Raw genomic sequence first — 15,574 nt, 5'->3', positions numbered from 1 at the left:
GGGTCGCTCATGGGGAGCATCCCAAAGGAGAAGAACAACATGACCAGATTTCGTCCTTTACAAGTCCAGCATCTCCAGGTTGACACGCAGCTAACCTATTTCAACAACGGCTTACCCGTCCATGTTTCTCTGCAGGATGGTGCGCTCAAGGTGATGACCGATTTGCAGCGGGTACCAGCGGTCAGTGTGCATCCGGATGTTACCGTGGATGTGGCCTTGCAGCGCATGGTCCATGCCGGTGTGCGGATGCTCTTTGTCGTTGATGTGATGGGCGAATTGGTGGGCATGGTTACTGCTCGCGATCTCATGGGCGAAAAGCCGGTGCGGGTTGCGGCACAAGAGCAGATTCAGCGCGATCAGGTAGAGCTTGGCGACATCATGGTCCGACGCGGGCAGATCGAAATCCTTGATTTTGACGAGGTCAGCCGTTCTTCGGTAGGCGATTTGGTGTTGACCATGAAGCAAATGGGGCGGCAGCATGCCCTAGTCGAAGAGAAAGACCCGCAGCCGCGCGTGCGCGGGGTATTTTCCTTGAGTCAGATTGCCCGCCAGCTTGGTGTGCAAATCGAGACCGGCGGCGTGGTACAGAGCTTTGGCGAATTGGAGCAATTACTCGTTCATCATGAAAGTTGACCGAAGTAGCGGGCTCAGGCAGGACGAGGTTGTCGTCCATGCCTGAGTCCCTTGCGCTATTGATAGCGCTTTTCCTGATTCTGATTAATGGTTTTTTCGTGGCGGCGGAATTCGCCTTGGTACGCCTGCGCAGCACCCAAGTGCATTCCCTGGTGCTGGAGCATGCCTGGCGCGGCAGGGTTTTGCTGCGTATTCATCGACACCTCGACATCTACCTCTCGGCCACACAGTTGGGCATCACCTTGGCATCTCTCGCCTTGGGTTGGATTGCTGAGCCAGCGGTTGCAAAGCTTCTGCGCCCGATCTTTCATGCTTTGGGTGTGCACTCGGCACCAGTGCTGGAATCCAGTTCTTTTGCTGTCGCTTTTGTCATGGTTGCCTTTGCCACTATCATCTTTGGCGAGCTGGTGCCCAAATCTCTGGCCATACGTAAGGCAGAGCGCATCTCGCTGTGGACAGCAGTGCCGCTCTATGCGTTTTATTGGACTCTCTATCCCGCCATTGCCGTTCTGAACGGGAGTACACGACTGGTGCTGCGCGTCTTTGGCCTACGGCTCGGCGCTGAACATGGCGATACCCCCCACACCCGCGATGAGCTCGCCATGATTCTCGCCCTCAGTCAGGCCCAAGGTACCCTGGGGGCGCGTACCGGCGACATCCTTGAGCGTGCGTTGGACTTTCACGAACTGGGGGCAGGCGATCTCGCGCGTCCAGCAGCAGACATGGTTTGTCTTATGGATGGTGTTAGTGCGGAGGAGACCCGGCGTACGTTGTTGCGCTATCGCTATACCCGCTACCCCCTTTGTGCTGGCGACCGTCAACACGTGCGTGGCCTCGTCCACGTTAAAGACTTGCTGCCACTCTTGTTGCAGTCCTCGGCCCCATTGGACCTGCGCCGGATTGCTCGCCCCCTGCCCGCTGTTTCCCGGGATTTGCCGGCCATGGAGCTATTGGCGCATTTCCGCTCCGGTCAGCCACATTTTGCCCTGGTAACCGACGAACTGGGGACAATTGCCGGTTTCGTGACTCTGGACCATGTCCTGGAGGCCTTGCTCGGCAAGATCCCTGACGAATTTCGCCATCGTCATCGCGATTGGCAAGAAGAAGCGGATGGTTCTTGGATTGGCACGGGTAGCCTTTCCATCTATTCCCTGGAGCAGGTCCTTGACCGTGATATCGACGAGGCGGGTGATGCCGATAGCGTTGGCGGTCTGTTGATGCAGCGTCTCGACCGCCTGCCCGAAGAGGGGGAACGGGTGGAATTCCGCGACTTTGACGTGTTGGTGGTGCGCCGGGAAGGGCCGCGTATTGCCTCGCTACAGATTTTCCCGCATCCTGCGGCGGATTCTGCGGAGTGGTTTGCCTGAGTGTCCCTGCATACATCCGATTTTCATTATGATCTCCCCAACGAGCTGATCGCCCAAGTGCCGCTGGCCGAGCGCAGTGCCTCCCGTTTGCTGGTCCTCGACCCGCCAGCAAAGACGTGGCAGGACCGTCAGGTGCGTGAACTCCCGAGCTTGCTGCGCCGCGGTGATCTGTTGGTGTTCAACGACACACGTGTTTTGCCTGCCCGCCTGCAGGCGCGTAAAGAGACCGGTGGGGCAGTAGAGCTACTGCTCGAACGGATCTTGGGCGAGCGGCAAGCGGTTTTTCTGGCGCGCGCATCGAAACCCCTGCGGCCCGGCATGCGAGTTATCCTTGCCGACGGCTCCTCGGCCGTGGTGCAGGAGAAGCAGGAGATGCAGGTCTGGCTGCAGCGCGATACTGACGACTGGCTGGGCTTGATGGAAACCTACGGGGAGGTTCCTTTACCCCCCTACATCCAGCGCCAAGCCGACGCCGACGATCGTGAGCGCTATCAAACCGTCTTTGCCCGCGAGCTGGGGGCCGTGGCGGCACCTACTGCGGGGCTGCACTTTGATGAAGCATTGCTCGCGGAGTTCGCTGCGCGTGGCATTGCTTCCAGCTTTGTCACCCTGCATGTGGGGGCAGGTACGTTTTTGCCGGTGCGTGAGGGCGATATTGAAAAACATCGGATGCACGCGGAAATTAGCCACGTGAGCGCGGAAACGGTGGCGGCAGTGCAGGAGACCAAGGCGCGGGGCGGGCGGGTGATTGCTGTGGGTACTACCGCCTGCCGCGCCCTGGAGAGTGCCGCCAGCGACGGCCCGTTGCGCCCTTTCGCCGATGAAACGCGGCTGTTTTTGTATCCAGGCAAGGAGTTCCATGTGATCGATGCCTTGTTTACCAACTTCCATTTGCCGGAGTCTACTCTGATGATGCTGGTTTCGGCATTGGCGGGGCGAGCGTTGATTCTCGCAGCCTACCGCCATGCGGTAGAACAGCGCTACCGCTTCTTCAGCTATGGCGATGCCATGCTTATCCTTCCGGGGGCCTGCAGTTGAGCTTTTTTACGCTGCTGGCGACAGATGCTGCTGCTCGTCGCGGGCGTCTGCAATTTTCCCGTGGCAGTGTAGAAACTCCAGCCTTCATGCCGGTGGGTACCTATGGCACGGTCAAGGGCATGACCCCGGAAGAGCTGCGGGAATTGGGTGCGGAGATCATTCTCGGCAATACCTTTCACCTCTTTCTGCGTCCTGGTCTGGAGGTGGTCGAAGCCCTCGGTGGTCTGCACGGCATGATGCACTGGGATGGTCCCATTCTCACCGACTCCGGTGGCTTTCAGGTCTTTAGTCTCGGTGCATTGCGCCGCTTGCGTGAGGCGGGGGTTAGCTTTCGCGCGCCCAACGACGGTCGCAAGGTCTTTCTCGGCCCGGAAGAGTCCATGGAGATTCAGGCACGTTTGGGCTCGGACATTGCTATGGCCTTTGATGAGTGCACACCCCATCCGGCCGATCATGCCACGGCGCGCACGAGCATGGAGCTCTCCATGCGCTGGGCGGCACGTTCGCGCGCCAGCTACGCGGGGCCGGGGCAACTCTTTGGTATCGTGCAGGGGGGGATGTTTCCCGATCTGCGTCTGCGCTCCCTGGCAGCACTGGAAAAACTTGACTTTCCTGGTCTTGCGATTGGCGGGCTGTCGGTGGGGGAGAGCAAGGCCGAGATGTTTCACGTCCTTGATCACCTCTTGCCGGAAATGCCGCGAAAAAAACCGCGTTATTTAATGGGTGTTGGTACGCCGGAGGATCTGGTAGAAGGCGTTTGGCGCGGTGTCGATATGTTCGATTGCGTGATGCCAACACGCAATGCCCGCAACGGTTGGCTCTTTACCCGCTGGGGTACGCTCAAAGTGCGTAATGCCGAATATGCCCGCGATCCGTTACCCCCAGATCCTGAGTGTCAGTGTTATACCTGTCGCAATTACAGCCGCGCCTATTTGCGTCATTTGCAGCAGAATCGGGAAATTCTCGGCGCACGCCTGAACACCTGGCATAACTTGCATTATTATCAGGAACTCATGGCGGGGATGCGAGCAGCAATAGCAGCGGGCGCGTTGACGGAATTTCGCGAGAACTTTTATCAGCAGCGCGGGTTGGCCCAAGAAAAACGTGATATTTGACGGTAGCTCGGAAAATTTCTACCATAGTTCGGCGTTATGGTCCTCGACGTAAGAGAACTACTACACCATTGGCGGCAAAAGAGGAAATCCTTATGATCATGCATCTTATCGTTTTTCTGATTATCGGCGGAATCGCTGGCTGGTTGGCCGGTTTGCTGATTCGCGGACGTGGATTTGGCATTATTGGCGACATCATTGTCGGCGTAATTGGTGCCTTCATCGGTGGTTTTTTGTTGACCGCAGTAGGATTGGCAGCACTTTTTGGTGTGGGAATTATTGGCTCTATAATTGTTTCCTTCATTGGTGCGGTAGTCTTGCTCTTCGTTATCAAGTTGATCAAAAAAGCCTGAATGTAGCGGTATGTTCTCTGGCAGAGATGGTGCTCTGCCAGGGTAAAGCTATTTTTGGTATTCTGTGCATCTCTCCGTTTCCTACCTTTGCTTACAATTTTTGCCACAAACTGGTGCATTGTGCAGCCGTTCCCGCAGATGATCCTTCTGCAGTCAAAAGGCACCCGCGGTAGAAAGCATTTGCTACTGTTCGAATTTTCCCAGGTTCGGTGGCGCCAGGAGATAGAGCCTAGATTGTTGCGCCTTTCCTGTCCGGCGCTGAGGGGCTACAATGGCGCCCTGTATTGGAGCCGGAGGGGTTCATGAATTTTTTGCCCATCGCCACCGCCTATGCCGCCACTTCTGGCGCGGGGGGAGGCACTGATAGTATGGTATTTCAGTTTCTGCCGCTGATTGTAATCTTCGCCATCTTCTACTTCCTGCTCATCCGCCCGCAGAGCAAAAAAGCCAAAGCACAGCGCGACATGGTCGCGGCCATCAGCAAAGGCGATGAAATCATTACCTCTGGCGGGCTGGGTGGAAGAGTCATGCAGGCTGGAGACGAATACCTACAACTGGAAATTGCCGAAAATACGGTAGTAAAAGTTCAGCGTAGCGCCGTCACTATGGTCCTGCCCAAAGGGACCCTGAAAAAACTCTAAAGGCGTTGGCATGACCCGTTATCCGTGGTGGAAGTATCTGATTATTCTGGCGATAGTGATTCCCGCTATCTTTTATGCGGTGCCGAATTTTTTCGGTTGGCATGCAGCCATAGATGTGCGTGCCCCGGTCGGCACCCTGTTGCCACCCGTGGCGACAATGCGCGATTGGCTCAGTCAAGCGAAGATTCCGGTGACGCGGCAGCAGACCGACAGCCACGGAACGACCTTCTACTTCCCGAACGATGATGCCCAGGGTTTGGCAGAGACTCTGTTGCAAAATCGTCTACCTAGCAATGCCCAGGTGATCCTCTCGCAGAAGTCGGCGGAGCCTGGTTGGTTGGCAGATTTTGGTGGTCGCCCGGTGAATCTGGGTCTGGACCTACGTGGCGGTGTGTACCTTCTCCTGCGTGTCGATACCCAGGCACTCATTCATCATCATCTTGAAGAGTATCAGCGTGGTATCCAGACCCTGTTGCGGCACCATGACCTGCAATATCTCAAGGTAGAGCTTACCGGACCAGATCAGCTTGGTGTGCAAATGGCGCAGGATGACCTCGTAGGCAAAGCCGTGCAGGTAATCGGCAGCCAATATCCCGAGCTGCTCGCAACCGACAAAGGGCAAGGGCAGATTCAGATCAACATGCCAGAGGCTACGGTGAAGAAGCAAAGCGATGATGCCTTGCAACAGGCGATTGTTGTCATTCGCAATCGTATTGATGAGTTGGGCGTGGCAGAACCGCAGATCCAGCGCCAAGGCAAGGAGCATATCGCCGTGCAGCTGCCGGGAGTGCAAGATACCCAACGCGCCAAGGCGATCATTGGCTCTACGGCCCAGCTCGAATTCAAAATGGTGGCCAACGAAAACGACTTGGCAGCTGCCTTGAAGGGACAGGTACCGGCGGGGGACGCCCTCTATTATGGCACGGATGGTCAGCCCTATCTGCTGGGAAAAGAGACGGTGCTCACCGGGCGCTATTTGAATGGCGCGACAGCGGGGGTCGATAACAATACGGGTCAGTCCATCGTCAACATCAGCTTCGATAGTGTCGGTTCGCGCATTTTTGGCGACCTAACCAGCAAGAATGTCGGCAAACGCATGGCAATCTTGCTCGATAATAAAGTGGTGACGGCGCCAGTGATTCAGGAGGCAATTACCGGAGGCCGGGCGCAGATCAATGGCTTCTCCGGCCTGAAGGATGCCAGTAACGTGGCCATCGAGCTACGCGCCGGTGCCCTGCCGGCGCCTGTGCACGTATCGGAAGAGCGCACGGTCGGCCCAACTCTGGGTCAAGACTCCATCCACGATGGGGTGATGGCGGTGATCTTTGGCATGATCTTCGTCGTTGGTTTTATGACCTTCTACTATCGCCTTTTTGGCTTGATCGCCGATTTGGCCATTTTGGTCAACATCCTGGCGATTCTGGCTGTGCTCTCGATCATCGGCGGCACCCTGACCCTGCCCGGTATTGCTGGTATCGTGCTCAAAATTGGTCTGGCGGTGGATGCCAACGTGCTGGTATTCGAGCGTATCCGCGAGGAACTGCGCCACGGCATGAGCCCACGCGCCAGTATCGATACTGGTTTCAAGCGTGCCTTTGCTACCATCGTCGACTCCAACATCACCGTTCTCATTGCTGCACTGACGCTGTTTCAGTTTGGCACTGGCGCCATCAAGGGTTTCGCCCTGGTTCTTACCATTGGCGTCCTAGTATCGATGTTTACCGCAACGATGATGAGTCGTGGCATCGTGGAACTGGCGCTGGGCAAACGCCGCATCGCCAAGCTTTGGATCTGAGGTCAGCATGCAAGTTATCAAATCTGCTACCCACATCGACTTTATGTCGCGTCGCTGGATCTTTCTCGGGATCTCGATTCTCTTGATTATTGCTTCCGTCGCCGTCTTTCTCGTGCGCGGGCTCAATTACAGCATCGACTTCACCGGCGGTACCCTGGTGGAGCTGGCCTTTAGCAAGACTCCGGACTTGGGTACCGTGCGCCATACTCTGGAGACCGCCGGCTACGGGGATGCCGTGGTGCAGACCTTTGGTGGCGACAAGGATTTGTTGATTCGCTTGCGCACTCGCCCGGGCGAGAGCAGCGCCGTATCGAGCAAAATTCTCGGCGTTTTTAAAAACGATCCCACAGCCTACCCCGGCGTGCAGTTGCGGCGCACCGAGTATGTCGGACCGGAAGTGGGTAAGGAGCTGCGTAACAAGGGCATCCTGGCGCTCATCGTGGTTACCTTTGGCATCCTGATTTACGTCGGTTTTCGGTTTGAGTGGCGTTTCGCGACGGGTGGCGTGCTCGCCATGCTCCACGATCCAATTCTGGTGGTCGGCTACTTTGCGATTTCACACCAGGAATTTTCGATGACGGTAATCGCTGCCTTGCTGGTGATTATGGGCTACTCCCTGAATGATACGGTGGTGGTTTTCGATCGTATGCGCGAAGATTTGCGCGCTGCGCGTAATGGTAGCGTGGCGGAAATCTTCAACATCGCCATCAACGAGACGCTATCCCGTACCATCATTACCAGTTTTATTACCTTTATGGTGGCGTTGGCGTTGTTCCTCTTTGGTGGGCCAGTGATCCATGGTTTTGCGACAGCGCTAGTGATTGGTGTGGTGGTCGGTACTTACTCCTCGATTTTCGTCGCCAGTCCAATTGCCCTGTGGCTGGGCTTGAAGCGCGAGCATGTCCTCAAGCGGCAATTTATCAGTTCCAAGGATCGCAAGGACGGCGCCACCTTGTAAAAGCCCTTGAGCCCCGAGCTGTGATGCATTACTGTATGCAGCCCTTGGAGAGGTACCGAAGTGGCCATAACGGCGCCGACTCGAAATCGGATGGACAGCAATGTCACGTGGGTTCGAATCCCACCCTCTCCGCCATGCTTCTCTATATTCCTGATTCTCCATAAAGGAATTGATGCTTCAATGGGTTGCGACTAGACACTGTGGCTAAGGATGTAGCTAAAAGTGAGGTCGGAAACCCGATGTACCTGCTCCGAAGGGGCGCGCTCTTCTATTTTTCCCGCAAGCTCCCCGATGCGTTCAAGGGGAAAAATTTGACCCTGGCCTCCGGCCCCCGGAAGGTTGGCGTCAACGGGTACCTGCGTTTTTCCCTGGGCACCGGCAATCGCCGGGAGGCGGAACGCCTGGCGCGCCGTTACGCCGTGGAGGTGGATGAAGCGCTTCAGGCTTCGGCGCCGATTCCTGATCGGGAAATCCCCCGGGCACCAGAGGTCCAGGCAGAGGTCTTGCAGGAGTGGTACGATACCTTGCCCCCGGAAGAACAGGCGCAGATCGCGCAGATTGCCCGCGTGGTGCCCCGGCCCACCTTCACCGCGGAAGAAATCCAGCGGGCGGCACAGCTCATGTACACCTCCCTGCTGCAGGAAGATGAGGCGCAGTACCGGGAGCTGGTAGCCTCGCTCCTGGCCCCAGGTTCAAGCGGTGACGATTCGGAGGACCGCCTGCTGATACACCGGGAAAACCCCTATTTCGTGGGAGATCTGCCCCCGCCGGGCGTGGTCGGGGATGTCGCCCTGCTGAAAGAGCTGAAGATCAACATCGCCCGTTTCCTGCGCATGGCGACCGGGCGGGATACCTTCTTCTGGCGTCTGGGGGAGGGCTATGAGCCCTTCGCCACGGCCTTCCGGGCCGCCTCCCGGGATCTGCAGCGGCGCCATGCCGGCGGCGAAGTCCCCAGTCCACCGCTGCCGGAAGCCCCGGCAGCGGACCCCGCACAGGCCTTAAGCTGGGAAGGCCTGTTGGACTACTGGCGCAACGACTGCGAACGTCACCCGCGCACCGCCCAGGAAATGCAGACCCTGACCCGCTCCCTGGCGGCCTTTCTGCCCGGCAAAGGCCCGGCTGCCATGACCCGGCAGGACGTTACCGCCTGGCTGCGGCACGAACGGGACACCCGGGGCAACGGCGCGAAGACGTTGGAGAAGAAAGGCACCCTCATGGGGGCGCTCTTTTCCATTGCCGTGAAAGATGAATTGTTGCCCGCCAATCCCTTCGCCGGTTTCGATTACAAGCGGTTCACCCAGAAGATCGGCATCGACGACGGGGGCGACCGGGAACCCTTCCAGCCGGCCCAGCTGGAACGGCTGTTCTCTCCCGGCGGGCTTTTTTCCCAGACCCGGGACGCCGGAGGCGGGGGCTACCATGCCCGGGTCTGGCTGCCGCTCCTGGGGGGGCTGTTTACCGGCGCCCGTCTCAATGAGCTGGGGCAGCTTCTGATAACAGATATCCAGCGGGATCCCGTCCCGCATTTTCGCATCCGCCGGGCCAAGAACAGCGAGAGCCTGCGGGAGGTGCCGCTGCACCCCCGGCTCGTCGAACTGGGCTTCATGGACTATGTGGACGCGCTCCGGGCGGCGGGACAGGAGCGCCTGTGGCCATATCTGCGCAGCCGCGGTGTCCTCAAGACCGACGGTGAAGTCCTCGGCAAATGGTTCAACCGGTACCTGCACCAGGAACTGGGTTTTCCCAGGACAGTGGTTTTCCATTCCTTCCGGCATACGTTCAAAGACCTCTGCCGCAATGCCGGCATCGCCCGGGATGTTCACCATCAATTGACCGGTCACGCTTCCGGCGCCACCGGGGACGCCTACGGCGCCGGCTATGCCCTGGAGGTACTGCACGCGGAAGTCTCCCGGATCCGGCTTCCCTTTTCGATTCCCCAACCCTTGCCTTATACCGGCAGCCGGAAAGTCAGTCCCCGGTCATAACCGGTACCTGACCGGGCGCACCGTTCCAGCTGGGGAGGACCATTGCTCTGGATGCCGGCATACCCAGAGATATAGTCCCAGATAGCCCACGGCTACCGGGCCTCCTACCAGGATTCCCCAATTGCATAAATCGTTCAACAGAGAGATCCAGGACATTCTGTCTGCGCCTCTAGTGGCCCGAGGGTACAAACCATTATAGATCGGAAGCCATGCTCAACGCTTCGACTTGACTCGATAGGGCGGATCGGCCGATTCCGACCCACTGCTGCCGGTCGCGATCGGTGACACGCAGACAGATCCAAGACCACCAGCGGCCGTTAACACCTGTGTAATAGGCGAGAGCTTACAAGCGTCTAAAATAACGCATTTGTTATGTTAAATTTAACAGGCTCGTAACGGGCGTAATTAAGTTTTTGAGCATATCTAATGTTTCTTTGGAATCAATTAGCATCTTCCGAACGGCTTGCTCATACTTTTCCCTTGATGGAAATAAAGATTTTCTTGCGATAAGGTCAAGTGCTTGGGTTTCTCTTAATGGATAGCGGTAAATAAGCCCTTCCACATTTTTTTCTTCTATCAATCTAGATATCAGATCTGCTTCGTCTTGAAAAATTTGGCTCGTAGAAAAACCAACCTCAACATCACCACGTAATATTTGTCTCCAATCTGGACACTCTCTGTATGCGCGATCCCTGATCTTTCTCTCAACCAATTTCGCAGCCATTCGGCGTTTATGTTCTGTAGCAGTTTGCACAACTGCTTCAGTGATTTCAGCCAAAGTAGCATCTACGTCTATTTCATTTACAGTTGCGACGCGCTTTAGTAAAGCCTCCACAACTGAAGGGTGGTAATATAAAGATTCCACAGAATACTGATCCAGAGGAATAATTCCTGTTGCACGTAGTGTCTCACACTCTTCATCAGACCTGTTATCTCTATCAATTATTCCGTAAGCAGAAATCCAGTGATTTTCTTCAGATGCTCTAATGCCTCTCACCACTCGCTCAACATCCACGCAGCTACCAAGAGGTTTTATGCTTACATTAGGATAAAGTATCTGATAAAGCTGAAGATCTAAGCTAGAGTTTCTTCCCTCAACAAATAGCAGCGACCTTCTGGAGCCAAGGACTGCAAGTGCAGTTTCCTCGTCCATTTTCTCAACGCGTTCTATATGGTCTGCAATCCATGCCTTTGGTTGATGCAAGTATTCTCTAAGAAGCAATGCTCCTGCACTTTCCTGATCGTATGGCAGGGTTATATCGTGCGTGGAAACAACAAAAGCACAATCACTTCTATAAGCCAGCAAGGTACTAATGAGAGGTGACACAATAGATCGATGGAGATGACGTTCCGGCTCATCAAGTAAAACCAATGTGTTTTCTGGGGCGGTTAATACATTTGCAATAATTAGGAGTGAATTCCGCTCACCATCAGAAAGCTGAGCAATACTGTATGGGGCACAACCATCTCTAAGGGCAATTAATCTACTTCCTTTATCCACATCTACTCGAAAGTGAAGATTTGAAATGCGGAGTATATCGTTCATTTTCGAAACAGGTGACTGCTCCATAGCCAAGGCAACAACACTGGCAAGATCTTTCGCTCTAGCTGCCTGAGCTATCTTTCGAGCGTCGACATTTTCGTAGTCTATCAAATCAAAAATGGTTGCTTGAGACCGTTGTTGTGCATAGTCATCCTTCCATCTAGATTGCTCCTGCCGGTCGACGTTGGTAATGTTCTGCTCCATTTGTTGTCTAGATGCAGGGGTTAAATCAACAGAATCGGAATTCAGCCATATTTGTCTATGCGCGGTAATCCTTCTGACTCTTCCAGTATTTTGATTCGTGAATTCGTGCATCAGGGTCGATTTTCCGGTTCCGTTTGGTCCAACCAGAAAAAGCATCTCACCTGACTTGATTGTCAGCCGTTTCTGTTCGCCGCCTTTCTGAGGGTAGTTCAAACTAAAATCAGTCATCAGTTTCCGTACTCTTTAAGAACATAACAGTAAATATAGAGACCGACAGATCCAGGCATTCTGAAATCGCCACCAAGTCTCTAGATACTAGCCAGCCGCCTTTTAACCCATGGTTTTCACATATTTCAGACCAATTAAACTCACGTCCGTTCATGGGGAGAAGGCAGACGGTCAAATCTTGTGGCCAGATAGACTCCTATTGGCCGGTTACCGCCCATTGCAGCGGCCCTCCATTCGGTAATAGCCGAGGAAGTGGTGACGACCTTCAAACCTCTCCGTTGTTTAGAATGATAGCCCCGAGCATTCTTCACCGCAATACGAAGTCCCCAATGGTCGCTTACCGACCCAAAGCGGACACAAACTCAACGTGTTGTTAAACTCCCTGGGCTACATAACTATTTTACTGCTGATGACAATAAAAATTACGAAGTCGCTGCGTATCAAATTTCCGCTGTAATATATTGTTATGTTTTTGATCCATCATGCCGTCATCTCAAAACGGCGTATCTAGCTCGATCCCCCTCGAATCTAGAAACCGTAGTAACCGATCAAAAACTTCAGCTTTCGACTTGCCACCAGAAGTTCGATAGATGAGGTGTTCTACCGAAAATCGATAGTGCAAAGCCCTCCTTGGGTTAAAAAAGCCTGCGTATTCCCATTGGGACTCATCGGCTGCTGACCGCAACCCCAGATAGATAAGCAACTGCCTAATATCCTTACCTGAGAGATTTCGGCTAATAGCCTTTATCTCATAGAGGGTATCGCCAGCAGAGAGATCCGCAGTACAACCTCCCAGAAAACCTGCCCCTTTGATTTTTGGGCGAAATTTAATCTCTGTGTGGCGTAGGTGCAGATAGTCAAAGAAACATTGGTATTGATCTGCAAGCTTGAAGGCTTCTTCTACTTCTACGTCATTAAGCAGAAATTCACCATCAGCCGAGTCATACCGCCTGAGAAAGAGAACCGCTTTTTCATAAATGTGCTTTACTGTCTTCGGGCCCTTTTCAAGCTCGGAAACCGCTTTGCCAGTGGCGTGTGACGCCTCTGCCGCGCAGAAGGCGAACTCTGCAACCAGATCATGCTTGGTGACCTCGGGTGCGATAGGGATACGAAGAAATTTGCTCGACGGCTGTTCTACCAGTTCTTCACAGTGCGCCTCGTTAAACACCCTAACGAAAGAGGGCGTGAGGAGCGGTAGCGTTTCCTCCCAGAAGCCATTAAAAACTGAAGCCACATTCTTTTCTGAAATCACAGAGGAAGCCATCGTTCTCTTTGCATCCGCTCGGAGAACCAACATCTTGTCAACTCATCCATTGGGCTCCAAGTATCCCTCATGTGACTTCTCCAGTACTTTCCTTCATCGCCCAAGACATATGAAGAGCCAATAAAATAACGCTTCTCCCACTCAGAAAGACCCGCATATTTGCGTTTTAGATCAGTGAGCCAATAATGGCAATTCCAATTGGACATAGCGATTATGATCAGGCGCTTTATGAGCGGGTTTGTCTTTCTTTCATAAACCTCTAGCAATATCTCCTCTTTTCTAGCACTTTGGTTCTGAGCGAGAGCTTGAAGATAAAAACTCATATTCAGATCAACACTAAGAAGATGGGAGTCGCTTTCGTAAATACCTATAAGTTTGGAATCTACGAACTTCTTTCCAATGTCAGAAAGATTTTCGTAAACACCCCGAACCGCTCTCATGACCGTAACAAAAACCGGAGACAGAACCTCGAGGTTGTTTTCGTTGAGCAAGGTTCTTATTGCTTCATATTGCTCATGTTGTTTGAGGGCCTGTATGGCTTTGATAGCTTGCTTTGTTACTGTAGAGTCTATACTCGTTTTTACGACCTCACGACCTAGAATTCCGATAATGTCTATATCGATCATCGCTGCCTTAAGGGCCTCGTAGTCGTCCTCAGCCGTTTCGGAGTACGGATCATAACGCAAGGTGATGTTAAGAAGCTTCTGCTCATCACTCGCGAGTGGGTCATTTGTATCTTTTGGATCAAGGAGTTTCGCCGACGAACGAAATTCGTCAGATGTCAGGATGTTAGTCTTGTTCTTTTGAAGCACCAGTCCCTCATTGAACAGACTTTCAGACAGTAAAACGAGCACGCGGTATGCTTCGGTCTTATCTTTACAGAAAATTGAGTAGTCATCTACATAGCGGCAAAATTTGACCTTGCTCCTTAACAACACCCTATCAGTGGAGTCCAGGCACAATTCTGAAAGAATCCGCGATGCGGGGCCACCCACCGGCAAGCCATATGAAACATTTTTTGAAAAGCTCCCCAGAAGCGTCATTATCCTTTTTGGAATATCTCCGGCGGATGGAAGTCTATTAAGCGCATTTTCGAGTCTGTGATGGTAAACTCGAGGATAGAAATCAGCGATATCAGTAACTACTACGTACTTATACTCACTACTTAACTCAAAAGACCTTTGCCTATAGTCCTTCCATGAGCTCGCAGAAAATAGCTTCGCTTCATCCACTGCGAGCCAGGAGAGCGAAGCGGGGGCGAGTAGTCCCCAGAAGGCAACGCGGCGAACTGCATCCGCCGAAGCGACCGCGAAGCCGGGAGTGCAGGCGCGTGCTGTGCCGCATGGTTGGCGTCGAGTCATTCGGGAGACGAGTGCGCCGTCTGCGCCCCAACGAGGGCGTGGCGGTGTGCCGGTGACCGGGACGGCTGGGGCCTATTATCTGGTCGGCAGCGCAAGGCCGATCGCGCAACGACGCGCGAAAAGGCCTGCTGAGCACGCCGACTCTCCGGTTCATCCCAAGCAAACCGATACGAGTATACTGAAGCCTCATCAACCGTAACTCTTTGTGCTTCAATTTGTTGAGCAAGAGTAACTACTAGGGCTAAATAGTATACATTCCAAAACGGCTCAATCTGCGTTGTCCACCTAAACCCTGTGTATCCGACTTGTGTCAAGGTCTCGAGGGTGTTAGGGGGAAACCTAGCTATGTATTCATTAAAATTTGCATGCATGTTTAGCAACAACTCTTTGCAAGCATTATGTTTGTCGTGGAATACGAGCTTCTCCAACGGAAATGGGAAGACATCGGTATCACCATGTCGCGAGATATTTTTTAGCGAAATCTCTATTGCTTCGTCTATTTGCATATATCTTTTCTAGGTAAACACAATGAGCTGTTTAGGCATCCACCCTGCCTTGCGCCAGGACCAACAGACATAACGTTTAAGTTGACCGTACTGTCAGTGCAGCATAATAATCCAAATCGCAGTATAATGTTTTCATATCACCTCGATCGAGGTCAGCCAGATGTTCCGTCCTAGCATTGACCACATTAATTGGTCGCCAGACAACCTATTGAATTTACATAAACGGATATTCCGCGACATGGCCCAACACGGATCCACATCCTCTCACATCTGAACGACCGTTCCTGGCCGGAAGGAGCCTTTAGCCATACAACTGATAAGAGTGCTAGCTGAGTATAAACATATAGGTCCCTGTCGATGCAAGCCTGCCCCCCAAATTCCGCGATTGCCCTCGCAGTCCTACGCATTGAGGGCATGGGTAGAGCGATTCTGGCTGCGTAGCGTGGTTGCCGGAAGGTTCCAGCGGCGATCACGCCGTGGGGCTGTGTGTTGTTTGGGCGGATTTGAGGGTGGTATAGCCCGGTTTTTCGCACGCGAGGCAGCCGTACCCTGCGTCGAAGGGAACGAAGCACTAGTTTTGGTGGAG

General features: G+C 53.8%; 12 protein-coding genes and 1 tRNA gene. 10 read left to right on the top strand and 3 right to left on the bottom strand.

All coding sequences use genetic code 11. From position 1 onward, the window contains the following. Window positions 1–39 precede the first annotated feature (39 nt). The 10 genes from AB4090_RS13435 to AB4090_RS13390 all read left to right on the top strand — a co-directional run bounded on the left by AB4090_RS13435 (window position 40) and on the right by AB4090_RS13390 (window position 9,882). A complete protein-coding gene (locus AB4090_RS13435; protein ID WP_369574398.1) occupies window positions 40–633 on the top strand; it encodes a CBS domain-containing protein in 594 nt (197 codons plus the stop codon). Window positions 634–671: 38 nt separating this feature from the next. Further along, the gene (locus AB4090_RS13430) at window positions 672–2,000 is read left to right on the top strand and encodes a hemolysin family protein (protein ID WP_369574397.1); all 1,329 of its coding nucleotides are present in this window, start codon (window positions 672–674) and stop codon (window positions 1,998–2,000) included. Between the two features lie 6 nt (window positions 2,001–2,006). After that, the gene (gene queA / locus AB4090_RS13425; protein ID WP_369574418.1) at window positions 2,007–3,038 is read left to right on the top strand and encodes a tRNA preQ1(34) S-adenosylmethionine ribosyltransferase-isomerase QueA; all 1,032 of its coding nucleotides are present in this window, start codon (window positions 2,007–2,009) and stop codon (window positions 3,036–3,038) included. Next, complete coding sequence (tgt, locus tag AB4090_RS13420; protein ID WP_369574396.1) at window positions 3,035–4,153, top strand: tRNA guanosine(34) transglycosylase Tgt; 1,119 nt, start codon at window positions 3,035–3,037, stop codon at window positions 4,151–4,153. The genes queA and tgt overlap by 4 nt, the downstream gene beginning before the upstream one ends. 92 nt (window positions 4,154–4,245) lie before the next feature. Continuing rightward, window positions 4,246–4,503 (top strand): GlsB/YeaQ/YmgE family stress response membrane protein, encoded by a 258-nt coding sequence (locus AB4090_RS13415; protein ID WP_369574395.1) that lies wholly within the window; start codon window positions 4,246–4,248, stop codon window positions 4,501–4,503. 302 nt (window positions 4,504–4,805) lie between these two features. Next, entirely contained in the window at window positions 4,806–5,144 is a 339-nt protein-coding gene (gene yajC / locus AB4090_RS13410) for a preprotein translocase subunit YajC (RefSeq protein ID WP_369574394.1), read from the top strand. 10 nt (window positions 5,145–5,154) lie between these two features. Then, complete coding sequence (secD, locus tag AB4090_RS13405) at window positions 5,155–6,939, top strand: protein translocase subunit SecD (RefSeq protein ID WP_369574393.1); 1,785 nt, start codon at window positions 5,155–5,157, stop codon at window positions 6,937–6,939. A gap of 7 nt (window positions 6,940–6,946) precedes the next feature. Beyond that, window positions 6,947–7,897 (top strand): protein translocase subunit SecF, encoded by a 951-nt coding sequence (gene secF, locus AB4090_RS13400; RefSeq protein ID WP_369574392.1) that lies wholly within the window; start codon window positions 6,947–6,949, stop codon window positions 7,895–7,897. Window positions 7,898–7,943: 46 nt separating this feature from the next. After that, window positions 7,944–8,032: transfer RNA gene (locus AB4090_RS13395), tRNA-Ser, on the top strand. Between the two features lie 104 nt (window positions 8,033–8,136). After that, complete coding sequence (locus tag AB4090_RS13390; RefSeq protein ID WP_369574391.1) at window positions 8,137–9,882, top strand: DUF6538 domain-containing protein; 1,746 nt, start codon at window positions 8,137–8,139, stop codon at window positions 9,880–9,882. Window positions 9,883–10,252: 370 nt separating this feature from the next. Here the strand turns inward: AB4090_RS13390 and AB4090_RS13385 are convergent, their stop codons facing one another. The 3 genes from AB4090_RS13385 to AB4090_RS13375 form a co-directional block, all read right to left on the bottom strand. After that, on the bottom strand, window positions 10,253–11,857 hold the full coding sequence (locus tag AB4090_RS13385) for an AAA family ATPase (RefSeq protein ID WP_369574390.1): 1,605 nt from the start codon (window positions 11,855–11,857) through the stop codon (window positions 10,253–10,255). 493 nt (window positions 11,858–12,350) lie between these two features. Next, the gene (locus AB4090_RS13380) at window positions 12,351–13,109 is read right to left on the bottom strand and encodes a hypothetical protein (protein ID WP_369574389.1); all 759 of its coding nucleotides are present in this window, start codon (window positions 13,107–13,109) and stop codon (window positions 12,351–12,353) included. Further along, complete coding sequence (locus AB4090_RS13375; protein ID WP_369574388.1) at window positions 13,106–14,482, bottom strand: RNA-directed DNA polymerase; 1,377 nt, start codon at window positions 14,480–14,482, stop codon at window positions 13,106–13,108. The genes AB4090_RS13380 and AB4090_RS13375 overlap by 4 nt, the downstream gene beginning before the upstream one ends. Between the last annotated feature and the right edge of the window lie 1,092 nt (window positions 14,483–15,574).

The sequence above is a fragment of the Acidithiobacillus sp. IBUN Pt1247-S3 genome, from assembly GCF_041146875.1.
Taxonomy (GTDB): domain Bacteria; phylum Pseudomonadota; class Gammaproteobacteria; order Acidithiobacillales; family Acidithiobacillaceae; genus Igneacidithiobacillus.
The sequence above is the reverse complement of the archived record's forward strand: the minus strand, read 5'-3'. Positions and strand labels throughout refer to the sequence as shown.